Origin of the sequence: Pseudomonas sp. Sample_11 (assembly GCF_004307505.1) — a bacterium.
Taxonomy (GTDB): Bacteria; Pseudomonadota; Gammaproteobacteria; order Pseudomonadales; family Pseudomonadaceae; genus Aquipseudomonas; species Aquipseudomonas atacamensis.
The window spans coordinates 29889-52477 of record NZ_RCOD01000029.1 but is presented as its reverse complement, the minus strand read 5'-3'; the positions used below and the strand labels follow the sequence as shown (position 1 = coordinate 52477).

Genomic DNA, 22589 nt, shown 5'->3' with positions numbered 1-22589 from the left:
GCGGGCAAGCCCGCTCCCACAGTGTTATGAGTGATCACAATTTTTGTGTACACCAAATAACCTGTGGGAGCGGGCTTGCCCGCGATTGGAGCGACGCAGTCTCAACGTGAGGGCTCAGTCAGCCCCATCACCCGCCGATAAAACGTCCACTCCCGCTCCAGTGCATGCGCCTGGTTGGCCGCGCGACGAAAGCCGTGGCGTTCGTCAGGGTAGTAATGCGCTTGGACCGGGATGCCGTTGTGCTCCAGCGCCGCGACCATGTCGCGGGTCTGTTGCGGCACGACCACCGCGTCCAGTTCACCCTGAAAGAAAATCACCGGCACGCGAATGTTATCGGCGTGCAGCAATGGAGTGCGGGCGGCATAGCGTTCGGCATCTCCCTCGGGATCGCCGATCAGCCAGTCCAGATAATCGCCCTCGAACTTGTGCGTGGCCCGTGCCAAAGCCACTGGATCGCTGACGCCATAGAGGCTGGCGCCTGCGCGGAACACCTGCCTGAACGCCAGTGCGCACAATGTGGTGTAACCACCTGCACTGCCACCGCGAATGAACGCGCGTTCGCCATCGATCAAGCCTTGATCGGCGAGATAGCTGACCACCGCGCAGGCATCCTCGACATCCACCTCACCCCAGCGCAGATGCAGCGCTTGCCGATATTCACGGCCATAGCCACTGCTGCCGCGATAGTTTAGGTCGGCGACGGCGAAACCGCGCTGCGTCCAGTATTGGATGCGCGGGTCGAGTATCGGATAGCACGCCGAGGTCGGGCCGCCGTGGATAAACACCACCAGCGGCGGTTTCGCTTCACCGCTCATGGCCGGGTAGAAGAAACCATGCGCCTCGCCGGAGCCGCTCGGATAACGCAAGGTCTGCGGACGGCTGATGCGTTCGGCAGGCAATGGAGCCACGCCGCCAGCGAGGATTTTCACGGCATGAGTGACACGATCAATGGCGATCACTGCCGACGGGCTGGTCGGCGATGCAGCGATGCAATAGATGAATTTTTGATCCATCGCCAAGTGGCGGAAGCGGCTGTAGTCACCGCTGAAATCTTCATTTCCCAAGGCCAGGCGCCCGAAACCATCCTCGCTCCAGCTGGCTAAAAATTGATCACCGACAGGCAGCCAAGTGCAGCCGCCCAGTTGCCAGGGCGCAGGCGCGTAATCGGCCTCGGCACTCGGTAGCGCGTGCAAGCCATCGGTCGTTTCGACCCACGGCTGCCAGTAGCCGCCACGATCTGTCAGGCAGTAGAGCCGGCCGTCGGCGTCGAAACGCGGCTGCTGGATCGACTCCTCAATCTGCTCGCCGGCAATACAACGAGGCGCAGAAAAATCATCTTCCGCGACCATCAACCGCGTCGAGGTCCACGGCTGATGCGGTCGGCTCCACTCGATCCATGCCAACCGCTGGCCGTCCGGGCTCAGCGTTGGCGACGCGTAGAAATCAGCACCTTCGGCCAGCACCTTGCGCGTACCGCTCGCCAGATCGATCGCCACCAGGCGATGTCGATCCTGCTGCTCTTCGACCGCCAACACCCGGCCAGCGGCGAATTGCAGATCGCCGTAGCGGCAGTCAGTCGTCGTCAGCGCGACCGGCTCGCCATCCAGCGCTTGCCGATACATCTGCTGATCCGCTTCATTGACGAAAACCACCCCGTCAGGCGTCAGACAAAACGCACCACCGCCATACTCGTACACGCGGCTACGCACGCTGAAGCCGTCCGGCGTCAGACGTTTCGCTGCGCCATCGCGCCAATGCCAGATTCGGCACGCGGCGTCCTCGGGGCGGTATTCGTTCCAGAACACACCATGGGCGCCGAGCTGCAGTTCGGCGAAGTCGGTCCCGGCAGCGACGGCTTGGGCGGCGGTGAAAGGCTCAGCCCTTGGCGATGAGGCGTGAGTTTCGTTCATTGCGAAAGGCCAGTTGTTCGATGGTTTGAGTGGCGCTCTCGGCTTCTTCGCGGGCCTTGAGGATCACGCCGTGATGTTCGGACTTGCTGCACACCGGGTCGGCATTACTGGCGTCGCCGGTGAGCATGAACGCCTGGCAGCGGCAGCCGCCGAAGTCTTTTTCTTTCTCGTCGCAAGAGCGGCACGGCTCGGGCATCCAGTCGTAACCGCGAAAACGGTTGAAGCCGAACGAGTCGTACCAGATGTGCTGCATGCTGTGCTCGCGCACGTTGGGAAACTGCACAGGCATCTGGCGGGCACCATGGCAGGGCAGGGCGGTGCCGTCCGGGGTGACGGTCAGGAAGATGCTGCCCCAGCCGTTCATGCAGGCTTTCGGGCGTTCTTCGTAATAGTCCGGGGTGACGAATATCAGCTTGCACGGATGCCCTTCTGCTTCCAGTCTGGCGCGGTATTCGTTGGTGATGCGTTCGGCGCGCACCAGTTGTTCCTTGGTCGGCAACAGACCGACACGGTTGAGCTGCGCCCAGCCGTAGAACTGGCAAGTGGCGAGTTCGACGAAGTCAGCCTCCAGCGCAATGCACAGTTCGATAATGCGGTCGATCTTGTCGATGTTGTGCCGATGGGTGACGAAGTTCAGCACCATCGGATAGCCGTGGGCCTTCACTGCGCGAGCCATTTCCAGCTTTTGCGCAAAGGCCTTTTTCGAGCCCGCGAGCAGGTTGTTCACTTGCTCGTCGCTGGCCTGAAAACTGATCTGGATGTGATCAAGCCCGGCCTTTTTGAAGTCGCTGATTTTCTGCTCGGTCAGGCCAATGCCGGAGGTGATCAGGTTGGTGTAGAAACCCAACTGCCGTGCTTCACGGATCAGTTCGGCCAAGTCCTGACGCACCAGCGGTTCGCCGCCGGAAAAGCCCAGTTGCGCCGCGCCCATCTCCCGCGCTTCGCGGAACACCTTGATCCATTGCTCGGTGGTCAGCTCTTTGCCCTGCTCGGCGAAATCCAGCGGATTGGAGCAGTACGGGCATTGCAGCGGGCAGCGGTAGGTCAGCTCGGCGAGCAGCCACAGCGGCAGGCCGACTTGCGGTTTGGCCGGCAGATCAGCCAAGGGTGAGCCAGTGTTGCTCACGGGCAACCTCCATGAATTGCTCGACGTCGTCACCGAGCTCGGGCACGCCGGGGAACTGCGTGTCGAGTTCGGCAATGATTGCCGCGACATCGCGTTCGCCATCAATCAGGCCGCCAATCAGCGCGGCGGTTTCGTTGAGCTTGATCATGCCTTCCGGGTACAGCAAGACATGGCCCTTTTGCGCCGGCTCGTATTGGAAGCGATAGCCCGGGCGCCAGCTCGGCACTTTGCTGCGGTCGAAACTCATAAGATGATTCCTTTATGCCAGACCCGTTGTTCGGTCACGCTGTGATACGGCGGACGGTTCAGTTCGTAGGCCATGCTCATGGCATCGAGCATGCTCCAAAGAATGTCCAGTTTGAACTGGAGAATTTCCAGCATGCGCTCCTGGCCTTCGCGGGTCTTGTAATGCTCAAGGGTGATCGCCAGCCCATGCTCGACGTCACGCCGCGCCTGACCGAGACGGGTGCGGAAGTATTCGTAACCGGCCGGGTCGATCCACGGGTAATGCTGCGGCCAGCTGTCGAGGCGCGACTGGTGGATCTGCGGCGCGAACAATTCGGTCAGCGAACTGCTGGCGGCTTCCTGCCAACTGGCGCGACGGGCGAAGTTGACGTAGGCATCGACGGCGAAACGCACGCCGGGCAGCACCAGCTCCTGAGAACGCAATTGGTCCGGGTCGAGGCCAACAGCCTGGCCCAGACGCAGCCAGGCCTCGATGCCGCCATCTTCACCGGGTGCGCCGTCGTGGTCGAGCAGGCGCTGAATCCACTCGCGGCGGATTTCCCGATCCGGGCAATTGGCAAGGATCGCTGCGTCTTTCAGGGGAATGTTCACCTGATAGTAGAAGCGGTTGGCGACCCAGCCCTGAATCTGCTCGCGGGTCGCGCGGCCTTCGTACATCGCCACGTGGTACGGGTGGTAGATGTGGTAGTAGGCGCCTTTGGCGCGCAGGGCCGCTTCGAATTCGGTCGGGGACAGCGGGGTGTCGGTCATTGCGGTTCTCCGGGGAACAACCGTTGGAATTCTGTGGTGTCTGTCAGGACGTCATCGCTGGCAAGCCAGCTCCCACAGGTTTTGTGTACGCCACAGATCCAATGTGGGAGCGAGCCTGCTCGCGATAGACCGCGCAGCGGTCTCGATTGCTTAAAGCACGATACTCATGCCATCAAACGCCACTTCAACATTACGCCGCGCCAGCTCGGCACGCTCCGGGGAATCCTCGTCGAGGATCGGGTTGGTGTTGTTGATGTGGATAAGTACCTTGCGCTGCTCGGGCAACTGCTCCAGCACTTCGAGCATGCCGCCGGGGCCGTTCTGCGCCAGGTGGCCCATCTCGCGACCGGTGCGGGTGCCGACGCCACGGCGCTGCATTTCATCGTCATCCCACAGCGTGCCGTCGACCAGCAGGCAATCGCTGCCCGCCATGATTTCCAGCAGCGGCGCATCGACCTTGCCCAGCCCCGGCGCGTAGAACAGCTTGCCGCCGGTGTTGAGGTCTTCAACGATCAAACCGATGTTGTCGCCCGGATGCGGATCGAAACGGTGCGGCGAATACGGCGGCGCGGCGCTGCGCAACGGCAACGGTGTGAAACGCAGGTTAGGGCAGGCCGCTACGGTGAAGCTCTGGTCGAGCTCGATACGGTTCCAGTCCAGCCCGCCGTTCCAGTGGGTGAGCATCTTGAACAGGGGAAAACCGGTGCTCAGGTCTTCGTGAACCATGTCCGTGCACCAGACCTGATGCGGGCAGCCTTCGCGCAGGCTGAGCAGGCCGGTGGTGTGGTCGATCTGGCTGTCCATCAGGATGATCGCGCTGATGCCGGTGTCGCGCAGGGCGCGGCCCGGTTGCATCGGGGCGAAGCTTTGCAGTTGCGCGCGGATGTCCGGCGAGGCATTGCACAGCACCCAGTTAACGCCGTCATCGGAAATGGCGATGGACGATTGGGTACGGGCCTTGGCGTTCAGGCTGCCGTCGCGAAAGCCTGCGCAGTTGACGCAGTTGCAGTTCCACTGCGGAAAACCGCCACCGGCGGCCGAACCCAGAATCTGGACGAACATGAACGCTCCATCATTTCAACGCGGAAAATAAAACGCCTCGGCGAGCCGAGGCGTTGCACTGCGATTCTGCGTAAGCAGAACTCAGCGGCTGGCGAAGTACATGGTGACTTCGAAGCCGATACGCAGGTCGGTGTAAGCAGGTTTGGTCCAGGCCATGAGATGTCTCCTTCTGAGGGTTGGGATAGCGCTATCCATAGTTATAGTCCACGGCAGCGCGGTGATGTTCCAATTAGTTAGGCGGCTATGTTACTCAAAATTTCAACGCCGTGACCCGTGAATCTTTGAGAAAGCTCCTTGCCGCCTCGGTAATGATCAGTTTGTCGCTGGCCACGGCGCGTCCGGCATCGATTCATTGGCCAGGCAATGCCAGCCGCCCTCGGCATTGATCAGACGCTGCGCAGCATCGAGCAAAGCCTGGCGATTCAGCTGCTGAATCGCCGCGACCAACTGCTCACGGTAATCCGACGAATGGCCAGCGAGTTTGCCCTGCCACAGCAGCTCGGCGGCATCCTTGGTGGACAGCGTGGCGTCGTCGAACTGATCTGCAAGAACTTGGCGCTGTTGCTTGAGGCTTGCGTCATCAAGCGTTTCGATCAACGCGGGGATGTTTTTCAGGAACTCTTGAATGTATTCGAGCAACTCGGCGGCCGAAGTCGTCGGCGATTGCACGCCAAAGACAATCGCGGTCCTGCCGTGCAATTGACGCAGCGCGCTGAACACGGCGTACCCCAATTGCAATTCGACACGCAGGCGCTGGTAAAAAGGCGTCTGGCACAGCTGAGCCAGAAGGCGCCATGCAGCTTCATCAGCGATGTCGCGGCTGGCAGTCGGGCAGACCAGCAGCAAGGCGTGTTCGCTGGAGGCCGTGTTGATCTGGCTCCAGTGGTACTGGGCTTGGGTGATCGGTGTCACCGCTAGCTGATTGTCCGGTGTGCCGGGAATGCGGCTCAGCGCCAGGCCCAAGGCTGATTGGGTTTGTTGGTCAAACCCGAGAGCGAGGCCGTCCCAGCGCGAAGTTGTCCACAGCTGATTGGCGTCCTCGCTGGTTCCAATTGTGGGCAGGGATTTCTCTGGCAACGCTTCGAGTAGTTGGCGGATCGGCATCGACGGTATCTGCACCTCGTCGCGCGGCGAATCGGCGTCGATCATCGTCAGACATTTCAGCGCATGCTCGAGGACGCTGGGCATCGGTTCCTGTAATCCGCTCATTTTCAGCAGGCATTGGTTACCTGTGGCGCTGAAAGACAAGTCCACTCCGGCTTCGGACGCATCCTGTCGGGTCTGGCGCAGACTGCGCTGCAATCTTGCGCGCAGATCTGCGCTGGCCGCCGCCTCGACCTGCCAGCGCAGATAGATCGCGCCTTCATCGCTGTTGTCCGGCAGCGCCTGACTGAAATGCATCGGCGAACGTTCGCGACGGCTGCGCGAGCGATCCTGGGCGAACGTGCGCAGGCCACGGTGGGCGCTGGTCTGGCCGCGAATCAGCCCGGCGTTGGCCAGCGGTTCACTGGCGCGCAAGAAAGGATTGGCGGCGGGCAGATGCCAATGATCGCTGAAGTTATCCACAACGCCGATCTCGCGAAGGATGTGCTCAAGTGCGGTAGCGCCGGATTCGGACAGGCCGAATGCTTGCTGCTCGAGATCGAGCCGTGCCAGTTGCAAAGCGCCGCTGACTTGCTGCTGGCGCTGAAGCAGGGCGGCGTATTCCTCGCGCAACGGCTTCCAGTCCTGACGGGCGAAGAAGCTCAGCCAATCCAGCAGGCGTTCGCGAATGGTATCCAGGCGGTCGCCATCGGCATGGAATTGAAGATGCAGCAGCGCTTGGCCGGCGAACTGGTAAAGCGGCGTGGCTTTCAGGCTGTCAGCCAGATTCTGTTGATGCAGGTATGCGAGCAATTCACCAGGTTTTGCGCTATTCAACCAATAACAGAGAAAAGCCATCGCCTCGGCGGATGACTCGGGCAACCCGTCGAAAGCAAATAACAGGTTCGTGTGAGCGCCGACCTGTTGATAACTTTTCACTGCCAACGGTGGCGGTGCGGCCTGAGCAACTTTATCCCCAACCGGCAACACCGCTGCGAATTGCTGCGCCAGCTCCCGAAGCTCATCGATACTTTGTGGCCCGACCAGACTCAGGCTCATTTGCCCGGTTCGATAAAAGCGCTGATGGAAGTCTTGCAGCGCCGACTGAAACCCAGGCGATTCGACCTGCAAGCTGTCCCGATTGCCCGCATGAAAACCGCGCAACGGATGCTCCGCTGGTAAACCTTCATACAAGGCAAACTGCTGTTGCGCTGTCGGATCCTGCGACCAGGCGACGAATTCCGCCTGCAGCACTTCTCGTTCACGCAGTTGATCGTCCAGATTCATACGTGGCCGGGCGAGCATGTCTGACAGACGCTCGAGCCCCGCGCTGAAGGACGACACAGGCAACTCGAAGAAAAAGTCCGTGGTGCGCTCGCGGGTGCTGGCATTCACCTGCCCGCCGTGACGTTGCACGTAGGCCATCAGCCCTTCGTCTGTGGGAAAACGCTCGGTGCCGAGAAACAGCAAGTGCTCGAGAAAATGCGCCAGCCCCGGCCATGCCAGCGGCACGTCATGACTGCCGGCCGCCACGCGCAACGCGGCAGCGCTGCGCTTGAGACCGGGCACGTGGCGCAGGGTCACGTGCAGGCCGTTGGCCAGGGTTTCAGAGTGGGGGCGGGGATGAGTCGGCGCGGGCATGGGCACTTCCAGAACAGTGAAGTGCCCATGCTAGCGGATTAGCGGCGGTTGAGCGCGCCGTAAAGCTCCGGGCGGCGATCGCTGAGATAGCGATTGGCCTGGCGTGAATCGTTCATCAAATGGCGGTCCAGTTCACCGACGATCAACGCCTCGTCCAAACCTGCCAGGGCGATACGGCTACCGTCCGGTGCGGCAATGCTGCTTTGCCCGCAATACTGGATATCGCCTTCATGTCCGCAGTAATTGGCGTAAGCCACGTAGCACTGGTTTTCGAAGGCGCGGGCACGCACGGTGACATCGGCGACGAAGTCGAACGGAATCATGTTCGCCGTCGGCACCACGATCAGCTCGGCGCCGGTCAAGGCCAGGCGCCGCGCGTTTTCCGGAAACTCCAGGTCGTAGCAGATCAGGAAGCCGAGCTTCCAGCCGTTCAATTCAACCACCGGCAAGTCGGAGTCACCGGGGCTGAACATCGACCGGTCGAGATCGCCAAACAGATGCGACTTTCGATAGTTGCACAGGCGCTCGCCGTGGGCGTCGATCAGTTGCACGGCGTTGTAGATCTGCCCGTCGGCGGTGCGCTCCGGATAACCGTAAACGATCGCCAGACCCGCAGCCTTGGCAATCCGGGCGATCTGCTGCGCCCATTCACCGTTGTAGACCTCGGCCAGCGTGCTCACCGCTTCGGCGCCGATGTTGTAGCCGGTCATGAACATCTCCGGCAGCACCAGCAGGTCGGCGCCCTTGGCCTCCATCGCTACCTGATGCAGGCGCTGCAGGTTGGCGGCGGGGTCCAGTGGCAGCGGTGGACATTGGTAAACGGCTACGCGCATCGGGGAATCCTCTTACTCGGGCAGGGCGATAGGGCCGATGTCTTTGAACACATCACCCGGGCCCGGGTTCTCTTTATGTGTCGAGCCGCCGAAATGTTTCATGATGCCCCACACCGCGTTGAGCGAGGTCTGCACCGCGCCTTCAACCCACGCGGGCGTCCATGACACATCGTCGCCCGCGATGAAAATCCCGCGCTGCTCGGCCGGCATGTCGTCCTGGATGAAGTGCGCATACATGCGCTGGTTGTAGCGGTAATGGCCGGGCAGGGCGCCCTTGAAGGCACCGAGGAAGTACGGATCGGCTTCCCACGACACGGTGATCGGATCGCCGATGATCCGCGCGGCGATGTCGACTTTCGGGTAGATCTTTTTCAGCGCGTTCAAGGCCAGCTCAACGCGTTTTTCCACCGGATGCGGGAGCATTTTCAACGCGTCGCTCATCCACGAGTAAGACAGGCAGATCACCCCCGGCTTGTCGTCGCCGTTGTCGAACAGATAGGTGCCACGGGTCAGGCGATCGGTGAGGGTCATGCTCATCACATCGCGGCCGGTTTCCGGATCCTTGTCCTTCCAGAACGGCCGGTCGACCATCACGAAGGTTTTCGACGACTGCATGTAGCGCGTGCGGTCGAGGGCCATCCACATCTTCTGCGAGAACAGGGTTTCGTCGCATTCGATCTGAGTGGTCAGCAGCCAGCTCTGGCAGGTGGTCAGCACAGCGGCATATTCGCGGGTGTCACCGTTGTTGTCGGTAACGGCGAAACGGCCTTGCGGTGCGTGGGCAATCTTCTTCACACCGGAACGCGGCGCGCCACGGTGCAGGGATTTCAGGCTGGTGCCGGCCGGCCAGTGCACGCAGCGCTCCGGCACATGGCGCCAAATGCCCTGTGGCACCTGCTCGACGCCACCGACCACCAGGTGCTGGTGATCGTCGCAATTGGTCATTACCACGCGGAAGATTTCCAGCATCGAATTGGGAAAGTCTGAATCCCAGCCGCCGGTGCCGAAACCGACCTGGCCGAACACTTCGCGGTGCTGGAACGACAATTTGGCGAAGGCCTTCGAGGTGGCGACGAAGTCGTAAAAGGTCCGGTCGTCCCACAGCGGCACCAATTTGTTCCACAACTCTTTCAGGCGCGGCACATCGCGATCACGGATGGCTTGCTGAATATCGGAGAACTGCGAACCGGCTTCCAGCGCATCCGCCCAGGCGTCAGCCACTTCCTGAAACAATGCAGGAAGATCCTTCAGGCTTTCGGCGTAATAGGTTTCGCCTTCCAGATCGATCACGGTGCTGCCAGAAGCGCCGGTCAACGGGTTGGGAAAAGGCTTGGTTTCGAGGCCGAGCTTGTCGACGTAGTGGTAGAACGCTGTGGAGGACACCGGAAAGCGCATGCCACCGAGCTCGGCGACGATGGCATCGGTGCCGTTGAAGGCCTGCGAGCGCAGACGACCACCGAGTTTCGACGCCTCGTACACCACCGGCTTCAAACCGAGTTTCATCAGTTCATACGCAGCCACCAGACCGGCAATACCCGCGCCGACAATCGCCACCTCAGCGCCATGGTGCTGCTCGGGAATGCTGCCCAGGCCGGCGGGATGCTCGATCCAGTCGTCAAACGCGAACGGAAAGTCCGGACCGAAAATGGTGACTGGTTTTTTTCCGTCTGCAGGATGGCGATTGTTCTTGTTCATGGCTGACCTTATTGGCGACCCGACGCAGGATTCGCGTCTGAGTATAGGAAAAGATGCCAGCCATTCTAGGGAGCGTGGAGCGCGTTAATAAGACGCAATGTGTCGTCGTTTTGCCTGATTGTTGTGCAGACTGACGATTGTTGGCTGCATACCGACCAAAAAATGGGAGCGAGCCTGCTTGCGAAGCGGCTCAGCCAGAATGCCCGGCCAATGCTCAGACCGGCTGCCCGCGATCAATCTTGCTACTCAGAATGATCGAAGTCGTGGTTTTCTCCACCCCATCGACGCTGCCAATCTGATCCAGCAACTGATCGAGCTGCTCCGGCGAATCGGTGCGCAACCACGCCACATAATCAAACTCGCCACTCACCGCGCACAACTGCTGCACCTGCGCCATCGCACTCAAGCGCCGCAGCACGTCCTTGCCGGAACGCGGCTGCACCTTGATCCCGACGTAGGCCTGCAAGCCACCATCGACCACACGCTGACCCAAGCGCACACCATAACCGGTGATTACCTTGGCCTTTTCCAGCCGGGCCAGACGCGACGTCACCGTCGTGCGAGCAATGCCTAGCTGACGGGCGAGCATAGCCACGCTTTCACGGGCGTTGATTTGCAGCGCGGCGATTAGCTGGCGGTCGATTTCGTCGAGGATGGGTTGGCGGGTGTCTGGCAAGGGGGACTCCGGTGGCATGGGACAATCAGGTTAAGGATGGTACAGGGACAATCGCGTTGGGGCTTTCTGCGTTCTCTCAAACGGATTTTCCTGCGCAGTTCCAGAACGTTGCGCCCGCCGAGACGAAACCCAACCACTCGCCCACAAAAAAGCCGCGCATCAAGCGCGGCTTTTCAATTTGGTGGGCCCACACGGACTCGAACCGTGGACCAAAGGATTATGAGTCCTCTGCTCTAACCAACTGAGCTATAGGCCCTCAGTAGGCCGCGGATTATAGCGACGGTTTCGCGGCTGTGCTATCCGAAAAATCCGATAGGGTTACATGCAGAAACGTCGCGGCGAATTCCTCCGGGGGCAGCGGCAGGCTGACGATGTAGCCCTGGATCTGTTCACAACCTTCCGCGGCGAGGAATTGTTGTTGCGCCTGGGTTTCCACGCCTTCGGCAATCACGGTGAATTGCATGCTACGCCCCAGAGCGATGATGGCGCGCACAATGGCTGCGTCGTGGGGGTCGTCAGGCAGTCCGCGGACGAAGGACTGGTCGATCTTGAGGATGTCCAGCGGCAGGCGTTTGAGGTAACTGAGCGAGGAGTAGCCGGTGCCGAAGTCATCGATCGCCAGTTGCACACCGAGGTGTTTGAGTTGGTGCAGCACCGCCAGCGCCTCTTCGGCCTGACTCATGATGAAATTCTCGGTAATTTCCAGTTGCAGTAAATCCGGCCTGAGGTGGTTGTCCTTGAGCAGTTGTTCGATGCGCACCAACAGGTTGGGCTGACGCAATTGCGCACCGGCGAGGTTGACCGAAAGCGGACCGAGCGGTTGGTAGATCTCGTTCCACTCGAACATCTGCCGGCAAGCGGTCTCCAGCACCCAGTCACCGATCTGCAGGATCATGCCATTTTCTTCCGCCAACGGAATGAAATGCTCGGGCGGCACGTCGCCGAAGGTCGGGTGACGCCAGCGAATCAGCGCCTCTGCACCGACCAGACTGTGATCGACCAGGCTGATTTTCGGTTGGTAATAGAGAAACAGCTCATCGCGCTCGATGGCGCGGCGCAGTTCGTGTTCCAGCGCTATGCGCTCGCTGGCTTGGGCAGTGAGGTCGCGGGTGTAGCTTTCAACGCGGTTGCGTCCTTTGGCTTTGGAGCGGTACATCGCCGCGTCGGCGTTTTTCACCAGCGTGGCCACATCGCAACCGTCGCGGGGATAGAGGCTGGTGCCGATGCTGGCGCTGATAAAGAACTCGTGTTCGCCGGCCTGGAACGGCGCGCCGAAGCAGTTGAGCAGTTTCGTCGCGATGTTGTCGGCGTCGCTGGCTTGCTGCAAGCCCGGCAACAGGATGATGAACTCGTCGCCACCCAACCGTGCGACCGTGTCGATATCGCGCAGTTGTTCTTTCAAGCGCACGGCGATGCCCTTGAGCAACAGGTCGCCGACCGGGTGGCCGAGGCTGTCGTTGATGTGTTTGAAGCGGTCGAGATCGAGAAACAGCACCGCGCCCTGGCCGCCATTTTCCTGCTGGCTGGTCAGGGCCATTTGCAGGCGGCTCTCAAACAAGGTGCGGTTGGGCAAACCGGTGAGCGGGTCGTGGTGGGCCTGATAATCGAGTTTGGCCTGGGCATGCTTGAGGCTGGAGATGTCGGCGAACACCGCGACGAAGTGAGTGATGAACTTGTCGCGATTGCGCACCGCGCTGATGGTCAGCCAGCTCGGGTACAGCTCGCCGTTCTTGCGCCGGTTGGAAATCTCGCCTTGCCAGTGTCCCTCGTCGGTCAATTGATGCCACATCGCAGCGTAGAAAGCGCTGTCATGTAGCCCTGACGCCAGCAAGCGTGGCGTGTGGCCCAGTGCTTCACTTTCGCTGTAACCGGTGATTTCGGTGAAAGCACGATTGACGGCGCTGATGTGTTGTTGAGTATCGGTGATCAATACGCCCTCGGCGGTGCTCTCGAAAACGGTCGCGGCCTGCTGCAGTTTCTCCTGCATGAGATGGCGTTCGGTGATGTCGCGGGCGATGGTCAGCATGCAATCCTCGTCGCCAATCGGCAGCGGTCGACTGGACACTTCGCACAGGCGAATCTGCCCGTCGCTGCGACGGATGTGGCATGTGAAGTCGCGGACGAAACCGTCGCGTTGCAGCAGGTCGAGCATCTGTTTGCGTTCGTTGAGGTTGACCCAGATACCCAGATCCAGCGTCGAACGATCCACTGACATGGCGCTGTTGAAACCGGTGATGCGGCTGAAACCTTCGTTGACCTCCAGCAGCAGGCCGTCGCTCTGGCGCGACAGCAGCAGGCCGTCGGGCGACGCATGGAAAGCCTTGGCGAACTTCTCTTCAGAGGTTTGCAGTTGCTGTTGGGTTTCCTTGAGCTGGCTGATGTCGCGCACCACGACTACCAGCGCCGGCGTGGTATCGAGGTCGAAGGGTTCGGCGGAAATCAGCCCGGTGAACAATTGGCCGTTGTTGCGGCGAAAGGGCATTTCCAGATTACGGATGCTGCCGGCCTGCAAACGCTGCAAGAGGCCCGGCCCGACGCCGGGAATGCCCCAGATATTGAGGTTGGTGGCGGTCTGGCCGATCACGTCCTCGGCCCTGAGGCCGATCTGCTCCTCGAAGGCCTCGTTGACCTCCAGCAGGCAGCCGTCGGACAGGCGTGCAATCACCAGAATGTCCGGGCACTGCTCGAACACCGATGCGAACTTCTGCTCGGACAGGCGCAGCGCCTCTTCGGTGCGTTTGATTTCGCTGATATCGATCATCAACCCGCGCATCACCGGTTCGTGGCCATGCTCGATCAGGCTGACAATGTCGCGCACCCACAGGCAGCGGCCGTCGGCGGTGATCACGCGATAATCGACGATGTGATCGCGGCCCTGGCGTAGCGCTTCCCTGCAATAGTTCTGCGTGCGGGTCAAGTCGGCCGGATGAATGATGTTGTGCCAGAAACCCGGAGTCAGCCAGTGAGACTGTGGATACCCGAGCAGGTCTTCAGCATGGGGCGATACATAGCTGTAGGTGAAGTCGCTCATCCGCGCTTCCCAGGCGATGGCTGACAAGCTCTCCACCAGGCCGCGGTAGTGATATTCGCTGCTGCGCAGCTCTTGTTCGAGGTCGATGCGCCGGCTGATTTCCGAACTCAGGCGGCGGTTGATGCGAATCACCACGGCGAGGATCGTCATCAGCAACAACAGACCGGGCAGACCGTACATCAGCAGGTCCGACCAGAACGTGCGGTGGTCGAGCACATTGCCGACCCAATGTTCCTGGATGCTACTTATTTCCGCCGGGGTCATGTCGGCGAGGACTTTATCAAGTATCCCGACCAGCACCTTGTTGTCGCGGGGCACGGCCATCGCCAATTGATAGCGATATGGGGTTTCGCCGCTGACGTAGAGGCCGTCGAGCTTGAGCTGGCGCAGGCTCCACACGCTGGAAGCGAGATCGCCGACCACCGCGTCCACTTCATCGGTCGCCAAAGCTTGCAGCGCCGAGCTGACATTGGGCATGGCGACCAGATTCAGATCGGGGTGGTGAGTACGCAGCAGTTCGTGGGGGGCGTAGTTTTCCACCACGGCGATTTTCAGACCGTAGAGGTCGTCGAGTTTGCGCGGCTGGGCGCCGCCGACATGGGCAAGTATGACGATCGGGAAGTCGAGGTACGGCCGGGTAAATGACAGGTAATTCTGGCGCTCCGGCGTGGACATGATCCCCGGCAGCAAATCGATCTTGCCTTTTTTCACCTGCTCCAGCACCACCGTCCAGCTTGCCGGTTCGATCGGCGTCAGCTTGATCGCCAGGCGTTGGCGAATCACGTCGATATAGTCAGCGGCCAGACCCTGATAGCGGTTCTGATCGTCACGAAATTCGAAAGGCGGCCACGACGCGTCGACACCCAGGCGCAAGTCAGGGTGAGCCGCCAGCCAGCTGCGTTCTTCATCGGTGAGAGTCAGCGCGTCAGCCGTGGCGGTGCAGATCATCAATGACAGCAGAAAAAGCACGGGCGCCAGTCTGGGCATAACGCTCTCGTCACGGCTTGGGGATGATTGTTTCGAGTGTAGACGGGGTACGCGGCGGGGAGGGCGGAGCGGGGAATTTAATCTGCCATAAAACAAAACCCCCGGCCTGGGCCGGGGGTTCTGGTATCACTCGTCGAGGAAGGAGCGCAGATGCTCGCTTCGCGTCGGATGGCGCAGCTTGCGCAGCGCCTTGGCTTCGATCTGACGAATCCGCTCACGCGTTACGTCAAACTGTTTGCCAACTTCTTCGAGCGTATGGTCGGTGTTCATGTCGATACCGAAACGCATGCGCAGTACCTTGGCTTCACGGGCAGTGAGGCCGGACAGCACTTCGCGAGTCGCTTCCTTCAGACTTTCCACCGTGGCGACATCGATTGGCGACTGCATGGTCGAGTCTTCGATGAAGTCGCCCAGATGGGAGTCTTCGTCATCACCGATCGGGGTTTCCATGGAGATCGGCTCTTTGGCGATCTTCAGTACCTTGCGGATCTTGTCCTCAGGCATTTCCATGCGTTCGCCCAGCTCTTCCGGGGTCGGTTCACGACCCATTTCCTGCAACATCTGCCGGGAAATACGGTTGAGCTTGTTGATCGTCTCGATCATGTGCACCGGAATACGGATGGTGCGCGCCTGGTCGGCGATCGAGCGAGTGATCGCCTGACGGATCCACCAGGTGGCATAAGTCGAGAACTTGTAACCGCGACGGTATTCGAACTTGTCCACCGCCTTCATCAGGCCGATGTTGCCTTCCTGGATCAGATCGAGGAATTGCAGGCCGCGGTTGGTGTACTTCTTGGCGATCGAGATCACCAGACGCAGGTTGGCTTCAACCATCTCTTTCTTCGCGCGGCGGGCCTTGGCCTCACCGATCGACATGCGACGGTTGATGTCCTTGATTTCAGCAATGGTCAGGCCGGTCTCGGTTTCCAGTGCGATCAGCTTCTGCTGGCAACGGATGATGTCCGGCTGCACGCGACCGATGGCTTCGGCGTACTTGCTCTTGCCTTTGGCCAGGGCGTCGGACCAGCTTTCGTCGACTTCGTTACCCGGGAACTGACGCAGGAAATCGGCGCGTGGCATACGTGCATCACGTACGCACAGCTGCATGATCGCGCGCTCTTGCTGACGCAGACGATCCAGGGCACTGCGCACACGCTCGACCAGGGCTTCGAATTGCTTCGGCACCAGTTTGATCGGCATGAACAGCTCGGCCAGGGCCAGCAACTCGGCAACCGCTGCCTTGTTGTGACGACCGTGCTTTTTCAGGGCCTTGCGGGTGATTTCCATCTGGTCGGCGACGGCGCCGAAGCGCTGTGCAGCGATGACCGGATCCGGACCGCTTTCGGCTTCTTCTTCGTCGTCGGAAGATTCGGCATCATCGTCGTCAGTGTCGTCGTCAGCCTTGACGGCTTTCGGATCGACCGGCGGCGGCACTTCTGCCGCAGGCGGCGCGATGCCGTCGTCCGGGTCGATATAACCGCTCAGGACGTCGGACAGGCGACCACCTTCGGTGGTGACGCGGGTGTACTCGGAGAGAATGTGGTCAACCGTGCCAGGGAAGTGCGCAATTGCGCTCATCACTTCACGAATGCCTTCTTCGATCCGCTTGGCGATTTCGATTTCGCCTTCACGGGTCAGAAGCTCGACCGTACCCATTTCACGCATGTACATGCGCACCGGGTCAGTGGTGCGACCGATATCGGTCTCCACCGCCGCCAACGCAGCGGCTGCTTCTTCCGCAGCGGCCTCGTCGGTATCGGCGTCGGCCAACATAAGGGCGTCCGCATCCGGAGCACTCTCGTGTACGGGGATCCCCATGTCGTTAATCATGCGGATGATGTCTTCCACCTGCTCCGGATCTGAAATATCCTCGGGCAGGTGGTCGTTGACCTCGGCGTAAGTCAGATACTTCTGCTCACGACCCAGTTTGATCAACTCAATAATACGAGACTGCTGTTGCGCTTTTCCGGACATAACACCCTATCCACTGAAGGTCTTGGCGGGCAAAAAACAAGCCGAGGATTATACCTGAGCTATGACCTCACGCGCCAGTTGAGGTCGGGTTTGATGCGGAAACATTGCGACTTAAAAGGTCGCGCAGTTGATTTTTCTCTTCGACGCTCAGTTCGCTTTGCCGCGCTTTCCTGAGTAACTGTTCGAGATTTCGCTCGCGTTGGCGGGCGGACAAGCTAGTAATGGTGTCGAAAAACTGTTGTTCAAGGTTATCTCCGTCAATCAGCCATTCCTTTTCTGCCAGCGCCTTGAGCAAGCGACCCTGTTCAGTACCGTGCCATCGCGCGATCAACTGAAATGAGTTTAGCTTGGGATTCTTCTGTACGGCTTCGAGCAGCGCCACAAGCAACTGGGCGTTGGTCTGATTTTCATCGGCAATGTGCCCGGCGTCTTCGACGCGCTTGGCCAGTTGCGGATGATGGAGCAATGTTCTCAATGCCGTCAGGGTTGGCGATTCAACGCCAATCGGCGTGCGCGGGCGCTGCTGTTCGCGATCGCCACCACGCTTGCCGTTCTTGTCCCACGGTTTCTTGTCCCACTTCTTGCCGCCGGCGCCGGGTTTCTTCGGCGTCCATTCCTGCTGCGGCGCGTACATGTCCTGTGCCTGCGGCTGATGGTAGTCGCTGTAGTCCGGCATGGCGTCGTAATCGAAGCCCGGATCGTAGGCAGGCGGTGCTTCCTGCGGCGCACTCTGAACCAATTGGCTGACGGTCTCGCTGCTCAGGCCGGTAATCTCGGTCAGGCGCTGACGCATGAGGATGCGCAGGTTCGCTCCTGGCACCTTGTCGATCAATGGTGCAGCGAGGGTGGCCATGTGCGCCTTGCCCTCAAGCGAGCGCGGGTCGGATTCTTCGGTCAGTTGCTGGAAAAAATAATCGGCCAGCGGCTGCGCGTGCTGATTGATGCGCGCCTTGAATGCGTCGGTGCCTTCGGCGCGAACCAGGGTGTCCGGGTCTTCGCCTTCGGGCAAAAACAGGAACCGCGCGCGACGACCGTCCTGCAGACACGGCAGCGTCGCTTCCAGTGCGCGCCACGCGGCGTTGCGGCCGGCCTGGTCGCCGTCGAAGCAGAACAATACGTTCGGGACGACGCGGAACAGGCGCTTGAGGTGTTCTTCGCTGGTCGCGGTACCCAGCGTGGCGACGGCATTGCGCAAGCCTTGCTGAGCTAGGGCGATGACGTCCATGTAACCCTCGACAACGATGATTTCATCGAGGTTGCGATTGTTCTTGCGTGCTTCATAAAGGCCGTAGAGTTCCTGGCCTTTATGGAATACCGGGGTTTCCGGTGAGTTCAGGTACTTGGGCTTGTCGTCGCCCAGTACGCGGCCGCCGAAGGCGATGATCCGTCCACGGGTGTCGCGGATCGGGAACATCACGCGATCGCGGAAGCGATCATAGCGCTTGCCGGTTTCGGCGTTCTCGATCAGCAGGCCGGCTTCGATCATGGCCTTCTGTTGCAGGGTGTCGCTGCTCAGATGCTTGAGCAGGTTGTCCCAGCCCGGCGGTGCAAAACCGAGGCCGAAATCCCGAGCGATCTCGCCAGTCAGGCCGCGACCCTTGAGGTAATCCACCGCAGCCTTGCGCGACGGATGACTCTTGAGTGCCTGCCGGTAAAAATCAGCGGCGGCGGTGAGCAGTGGATACAGCGGCGAATCGGTCGGCTGACGCGGCTTGCGCTCGCGGCCGCTTTCTTCGCGGGGGATTTCCATGCCGGCGGCTTTGGCCAGATCTTCGACGGCCTGGGGGAAGTCCAGGTTGTCGTGATCCATGAGAAAGCCGAGGGCGTTGCCGCCGGCGCCGCAACCGAAGCAGTAATAGAACTGCTTGTCGGGGCTGACGCTGAACGACGGGGTTTTCTCTTTGTGGAACGGGCAGCAGGCGGTGTAGTTCTTGCCGGCCTTCTTCAATTGCACGCGCGAGCTGACCACGTCGACAATGTCGGTGCGGTTCAGCAGGTCGTCAATGAAGCTCTGGGGAATCAGCCCGGCCATGGCGTTCTCGTCGTCTGCGCTGCAATAAATCCGTTGCGACAGGCTGTCGGACGCGGGCCATTGCTGGAAACGCACAAAAAGTGCGGCTCGACCGGTGTCGTCTGCGTGATCGCTGTCGGGAAGTGTATCTGCCGAAAATCCACTGACGTTAGTACCTATCAGTCTTCGACTATTTGAAAGTGTTGCGCTGAATCCGCTGACGGCCGGTTGTTGGCCTCGGATAGCTCAATAAAGCGGGCACGCATGCAGGTGCCTTGGGCTGATCGTCGTAAGAGGAATCAGTGGGTGTGCTCGTCAGTAGCCTTGAAAGGCTCGTCAGAAAAGACGTGCACCGCTGGCAAAAGAGCCAGGCCTGACGCGGTGAAGCAGATTTGTCTCGGTCGCATCGGCGGCGTCGACGGTGAAGCATCAAGCGTTTTACGCAAATGCCATTAGCCCGGCTGAGGGCCGGGCTTAGGCAAGAAGCTTGCTACGAACGTCTGTGGATTAGTACAGACGAACGGCGCGGCGCTGTTCGCGCTGAACTTTCTTGGCGTGACGCTTAACAGCGGCTGCTGCTTTGCGCTTACGCTCAGAAGTTGGCTTCTCGTAAAATTCGCGGCTACGAACTTCAGCCAGTACACCGGCTTTTTCGCAGGAGCGCTTGAAACGACGCAGAGCTACGTCGAAGGGTTCGTTCTCTTTTACTTTGACGGCTGGCATCCAGAGCTACCTTCATTCATTACCGGGGTCAACATCCTCGCGGCAAAAGAGCACTTGAAGACGTCGGTTTTTAAGGGTTGCGGATGTTAACCCCTCATCGCTCGGAATGCAAAGCCTCTGATCGAAAACCGCTGGTCGGGGCATCACGTGGCGACTATTATGCGCGCCTTCGAATTCAGCCTAAACAAGGCGCAAACCCATGCTAGTACTGGGATTAGAAACCTCCTGCGACGAAACCGGCGTCGCATTGTATGACAGTGAACGCGGTCTGCTGGCCGACGCGCTGTTCAGTCAGATCGACCTGCACCGTGTCTATGGCGGTGTGGTGCCGGAGCTGGCCTCGCGTGACCACGTCAAACGCATGCTGCCCTTGATCCGTCAGGTGTTGGCCGAGGCCGACTGTGTGCCGACCGAGATCGACGCAATCGCCTACACCGCAGGTCCTGGCCTGGTCGGCGCGCTGCTGGTCGGTGCCTCCTGCGCGCAGGCGCTGGCGTTTGCCTGGGGCATTCCGGCGCTTGGCGTGCACCATATGGAGGGCCACTTGCTGGCTCCGATGCTGGAGCCGAAACCGCCGCAATTCCCGTTCGTCGCTTTGTTGGTTTCCGGTGGCCATACGCAGTTGGTTCAGGTCGACGGCATTGGCCAATACAGCCTGCTCGGCGAGACGCTCGACGATGCGGCCGGTGAAGCCTTCGACAAAACCGCAAAGATGATGGGCCTCAATTACCCCGGCGGGCCGGAAATCGCCAAGCTGGCCGAGAAGGGCGTCGCAGGACGTTTCACTTTTCCGCGTCCGATGTGTGATCGCCCGGGTCTGGACTTCAGCTTCAGCGGCTTGAAAACCTTCGCCCTCAACACGTGGCAGCAATGCGTCAGCGCCGGGGACGACGGCGAGCAAGCCCGTTGCGACATCGCGCTGGCATTCCAGCAGGCCGTGGTGGAGACTTTGACCATCAAGTGCAAGCGCGCCCTGAAACAGGCAGGCATGAAGCGGCTGGTGATTGCCGGCGGCGTCAGCGCCAACAAGGCGTTGCGGGTTTCGCTGGAAAAGATGCTCGGCGAAATGAAGGGCGATGTGTTCTATGCGCGCCCTGAGTTCTGCACCGACAATGGCGCGATGATCGCGTTTGCCGGTTGCCAGCGCCTGAAGGCTGGTCAGCAGGAAAGTCTGGCAATCACCGTGCAGGCACGCTGGCCAATGGAGCAGTTGTCGGCGCTGTAATGAGCGACGCTCATGAACGGCAGTCAGAAATGCCGTTCGCGCCCGGCAAACAGGTCGCGTAGATTGCCGCGATGGCGCCAGACAATCAGCAAGGTCAGCGCGCTCATTGGCAGCAAGGCTTCCGGCTCCTGCCAGGCCAGCAATGGCAGGGTCAGTGGCGTGGCAATCAGCGCCGCCAGCGAGCTGGTGCGGGTCAGGTAGAACGTCAGCAGCCAGGCGCACACCGCCAGCAGCGCGGCGGGTGGATACAGGCCGAGCAGCATGCCGGCGGCAGTGGCAACGCCTTTGCCGCCGCGAAAGCGAAAGTACAAAGGGAACAGGTGACCGATCACGGCGCACACGCCAATCCAGGCCTGATCCTGCAGTGAAAGACCCGCGCTCGAGGCGATCAGCACCGGCAGCAGGCCTTTGCACAGATCACCGAGCAGGGTCAGGATCGCCAGTTTGCGACCGGCCAGGCGCAGCATGTTGGTGGCGCCGGCATTACCCGAGCCACTCATTCGCGGATCCGGATTTCCGGTCAGGCGGCTGAGCAAAATGGCGAAGGACAGCGAGCCGAGCAGGTAGGCGAGAATCGCCAGTAACCAAAACATGCTAACTATTCCGGGCGAGGACGCCCTGATTCTAACGGCGCATCGCGCCCTTGTCGTGCAGCGGAGAGAAGTGCTTGGACAGAGTGTTTATCGAGGGCCTGGAAGTCGACACCGTGATCGGTGCCTACGACTGGGAGCGCGGCATCCGTCAGTGCCTGCGTCTTGATCTGAGCTTCGCCTGGGACAATCGCCCGGCCGCCGCCGGTGACGACCTGACCCTGGCGCTCGATTACGCCAGTGTTTCCACGCGCATTCAGGCCTTCGCCGAGCAGGCGCAGTTCCAGTTGGTCGAAACCTTTGCCGAGCGTCTGGTTGAAGTGCTCATGGCCGAATTCAAGATCACCTGGGTGCGACTGAAACTGACCAAACCGGGCGCGGTGCCGGCCGCCAAGGGTGGTGTGGGTGTGGAGATCGAGCGCGGATGTCGCTGACTCAGGTCTATCTCGGGCTCGGTAGCAATATCGAGCGCGAAACCCATTTGCGCGCCGGTCTCGATGCGCTGGCCACGTTCCTGGTGGATATCCGATGTTCGGCGGTGTTCGAGAGCCAGCCGGTGGGCATCAAGAGCGGGCCGTTCTTCAATTTCGTGGTCTCGGCCTACACCGATCTGCCGTTGATGGAGCTTGATCGCCGCTTGAAATTCATTGAGGCGGATAACGGTCGCTATGCACCGGATCGCAAGGGCTTGCCGCTGGATATCGACGTGCTGCTGTATGGCGATCTGGTGGGTAATTTCGACGGATTGGTACTGCCGCGTGCGGAAATCCTGAAAAATGCCTTTGTGCTGTGGCCGCTGTCGTTGATTGCGCCGGATCGGGTGCATCCGGGGGTGGGCAAGAGCTTTGCGATGTTGTGGGCTGAGGCGCAGATTGATCAGGTGTTGGCGCCGGTGGAGTTCGAGTGGCGGGGGGAGCAATTAACCCCTCCAGATTTGCGTTGATCTGACTTACGTTTTCGCGAGCAGGCTCGCTCCCACATGAGATCGAGGTCTCCGGTGGGAGCGAGCCTGCTCGCGAAGTTTTT

At 60.4% G+C, this 22589-nt stretch carries 18 protein-coding genes and 1 tRNA gene; 3 read left to right on the top strand and 16 right to left on the bottom strand.

The genetic code is table 11. The features are described from left to right. Positions 1 to 101 precede the first annotated feature (101 nt). The 15 genes from D8U60_RS07180 to rpsU form a co-directional block, all read right to left on the bottom strand. Positions 102 to 1910 (bottom strand): S9 family peptidase, encoded by a 1809-nt coding sequence (locus D8U60_RS07180; protein WP_130899810.1) that lies wholly within the window; start codon positions 1908 to 1910, stop codon positions 102 to 104. Then, positions 1876 to 3036, bottom strand: a complete 1161-nt coding sequence (pqqE, locus tag D8U60_RS07175) for a pyrroloquinoline quinone biosynthesis protein PqqE (protein WP_130899809.1) — start codon at positions 3034 to 3036, stop codon at positions 1876 to 1878. Before pqqE ends, D8U60_RS07180 begins: the two co-directional genes overlap by 35 nt. Continuing rightward, positions 3008 to 3283, bottom strand: a complete 276-nt coding sequence (gene pqqD, locus D8U60_RS07170) for a pyrroloquinoline quinone biosynthesis peptide chaperone PqqD (protein WP_122699662.1) — start codon at positions 3281 to 3283, stop codon at positions 3008 to 3010. Before pqqD ends, pqqE begins: the two co-directional genes overlap by 29 nt. Then, complete coding sequence (pqqC, locus tag D8U60_RS07165) at positions 3280 to 4032, bottom strand: pyrroloquinoline-quinone synthase PqqC (protein WP_024014556.1); 753 nt, start codon at positions 4030 to 4032, stop codon at positions 3280 to 3282. Before pqqC ends, pqqD begins: the two co-directional genes overlap by 4 nt. Before the next feature lie 150 nt (positions 4033 to 4182). Next, a complete protein-coding gene (gene pqqB / locus D8U60_RS07160; RefSeq protein WP_065616547.1) occupies positions 4183 to 5094 on the bottom strand; it encodes a pyrroloquinoline quinone biosynthesis protein PqqB in 912 nt (303 codons plus the stop codon). 81 nt (positions 5095 to 5175) lie between these two features. Next, entirely contained in the window at positions 5176 to 5250 is a 75-nt protein-coding gene (pqqA, locus tag D8U60_RS07155) for a pyrroloquinoline quinone precursor peptide PqqA (RefSeq protein ID WP_003444522.1), read from the bottom strand. Between the two features lie 156 nt (positions 5251 to 5406). Further along, positions 5407 to 7818: a pyrroloquinoline quinone biosynthesis protein PqqF gene (pqqF, locus tag D8U60_RS07150; protein ID WP_130899808.1), complete on the bottom strand. Its 2412-nt coding sequence runs from the start codon at positions 7816 to 7818 to the stop codon at positions 5407 to 5409. 38 nt (positions 7819 to 7856) lie between these two features. Next, a complete protein-coding gene (locus D8U60_RS07145) occupies positions 7857 to 8651 on the bottom strand; it encodes a carbon-nitrogen hydrolase family protein (RefSeq protein ID WP_130899807.1) in 795 nt (264 codons plus the stop codon). A 12-nt stretch (positions 8652 to 8663) separates the two neighbouring features. Then, a complete protein-coding gene (locus D8U60_RS07140) occupies positions 8664 to 10346 on the bottom strand; it encodes an NAD(P)/FAD-dependent oxidoreductase (protein ID WP_130899806.1) in 1683 nt (560 codons plus the stop codon). A gap of 214 nt (positions 10347 to 10560) precedes the next feature. Beyond that, entirely contained in the window at positions 10561 to 11022 is a 462-nt protein-coding gene (locus tag D8U60_RS07135; protein ID WP_016772879.1) for an Lrp/AsnC family transcriptional regulator, read from the bottom strand. 179 nt (positions 11023 to 11201) lie between these two features. Then, positions 11202 to 11278, bottom strand: a tRNA-Ile gene (locus D8U60_RS07130). Positions 11279 to 11293: 15 nt separating this feature from the next. Beyond that, the gene (locus D8U60_RS07125; protein WP_130899805.1) at positions 11294 to 15040 is read right to left on the bottom strand and encodes an EAL domain-containing protein; all 3747 of its coding nucleotides are present in this window, start codon (positions 15038 to 15040) and stop codon (positions 11294 to 11296) included. Positions 15041 to 15166: 126 nt separating this feature from the next. Continuing rightward, a complete protein-coding gene (gene rpoD / locus D8U60_RS07120; RefSeq protein ID WP_024014550.1) occupies positions 15167 to 17014 on the bottom strand; it encodes an RNA polymerase sigma factor RpoD in 1848 nt (615 codons plus the stop codon). 67 nt (positions 17015 to 17081) lie between these two features. Beyond that, on the bottom strand, positions 17082 to 19046 hold the full coding sequence (dnaG, locus tag D8U60_RS07115; protein WP_024014549.1) for a DNA primase: 1965 nt from the start codon (positions 19044 to 19046) through the stop codon (positions 17082 to 17084). Between the two features lie 486 nt (positions 19047 to 19532). Beyond that, the gene (rpsU, locus tag D8U60_RS07110) at positions 19533 to 19748 is read right to left on the bottom strand and encodes a 30S ribosomal protein S21 (RefSeq protein WP_002551877.1); all 216 of its coding nucleotides are present in this window, start codon (positions 19746 to 19748) and stop codon (positions 19533 to 19535) included. 199 nt (positions 19749 to 19947) lie between these two features. Here rpsU and tsaD point away from each other — a divergent pair, with 199 nt between their 5' ends. Then, positions 19948 to 20973: a tRNA (adenosine(37)-N6)-threonylcarbamoyltransferase complex transferase subunit TsaD gene (gene tsaD / locus D8U60_RS07105; RefSeq protein ID WP_073476551.1), complete on the top strand. Its 1026-nt coding sequence runs from the start codon at positions 19948 to 19950 to the stop codon at positions 20971 to 20973. A gap of 23 nt (positions 20974 to 20996) precedes the next feature. Here the strand turns inward: tsaD and plsY are convergent, their stop codons facing one another. Beyond that, entirely contained in the window at positions 20997 to 21566 is a 570-nt protein-coding gene (plsY, locus tag D8U60_RS07100; RefSeq protein WP_024014548.1) for a glycerol-3-phosphate 1-O-acyltransferase PlsY, read from the bottom strand. A gap of 74 nt (positions 21567 to 21640) precedes the next feature. Between plsY and folB the strand changes: the two genes are divergently transcribed. Both folB and folK read left to right on the top strand, forming a co-directional pair. Beyond that, a complete protein-coding gene (gene folB, locus D8U60_RS07095) occupies positions 21641 to 21997 on the top strand; it encodes a dihydroneopterin aldolase (RefSeq protein ID WP_016772885.1) in 357 nt (118 codons plus the stop codon). Then, positions 21988 to 22506 carry a 2-amino-4-hydroxy-6-hydroxymethyldihydropteridine diphosphokinase gene (gene folK / locus D8U60_RS07090; RefSeq protein ID WP_122612437.1) on the top strand — a complete coding sequence of 173 codons (519 nt, stop codon included), beginning with the start codon at positions 21988 to 21990 and terminating at the stop codon, positions 22504 to 22506. The genes folB and folK overlap by 10 nt, the downstream gene beginning before the upstream one ends. Positions 22507 to 22589 lie beyond the last annotated feature (83 nt).

Coding starts and splice junctions, on each gene's coding strand:
- pqqF (WP_130899808.1), bottom strand. CDS start 7,818: ATGCCCGCGCCGACTCATCCCCGCCCCCACTCTGAAACCCTGGCCAAC.
- rpsU (WP_002551877.1), bottom strand. CDS start 19,748: ATGCCAGCCGTCAAAGTAAAAGAGAACGAACCCTTCGACGTAGCTCTG.
- dnaG (WP_024014549.1), bottom strand. CDS start 19,046: ATGGCCGGGCTGATTCCCCAGAGCTTCATTGACGACCTGCTGAACCGC.
- pqqB (WP_065616547.1), bottom strand. CDS start 5,094: ATGTTCGTCCAGATTCTGGGTTCGGCCGCCGGTGGCGGTTTTCCGCAG.
- rpoD (WP_024014550.1), bottom strand. CDS start 17,014: ATGTCCGGAAAAGCGCAACAGCAGTCTCGTATTATTGAGTTGATCAAA.
- D8U60_RS07180 (WP_130899810.1), bottom strand. CDS start 1,910: ATGAACGAAACTCACGCCTCATCGCCAAGGGCTGAGCCTTTCACCGCC.
- plsY (WP_024014548.1), bottom strand. CDS start 21,566: ATGTTTTGGTTACTGGCGATTCTCGCCTACCTGCTCGGCTCGCTGTCC.
- pqqC (WP_024014556.1), bottom strand. CDS start 4,032: ATGACCGACACCCCGCTGTCCCCGACCGAATTCGAAGCGGCCCTGCGC.
- pqqD (WP_122699662.1), bottom strand. CDS start 3,283: ATGAGTTTCGACCGCAGCAAAGTGCCGAGCTGGCGCCCGGGCTATCGC.
- D8U60_RS07145 (WP_130899807.1), bottom strand. CDS start 8,651: ATGCGCGTAGCCGTTTACCAATGTCCACCGCTGCCACTGGACCCCGCC.
- folK (WP_122612437.1), top strand. CDS start 21,988: ATGTCGCTGACTCAGGTCTATCTCGGGCTCGGTAGCAATATCGAGCGC.
- D8U60_RS07125 (WP_130899805.1), bottom strand. CDS start 15,040: ATGCCCAGACTGGCGCCCGTGCTTTTTCTGCTGTCATTGATGATCTGC.
- tsaD (WP_073476551.1), top strand. CDS start 19,948: ATGCTAGTACTGGGATTAGAAACCTCCTGCGACGAAACCGGCGTCGCA.
- D8U60_RS07140 (WP_130899806.1), bottom strand. CDS start 10,346: ATGAACAAGAACAATCGCCATCCTGCAGACGGAAAAAAACCAGTCACC.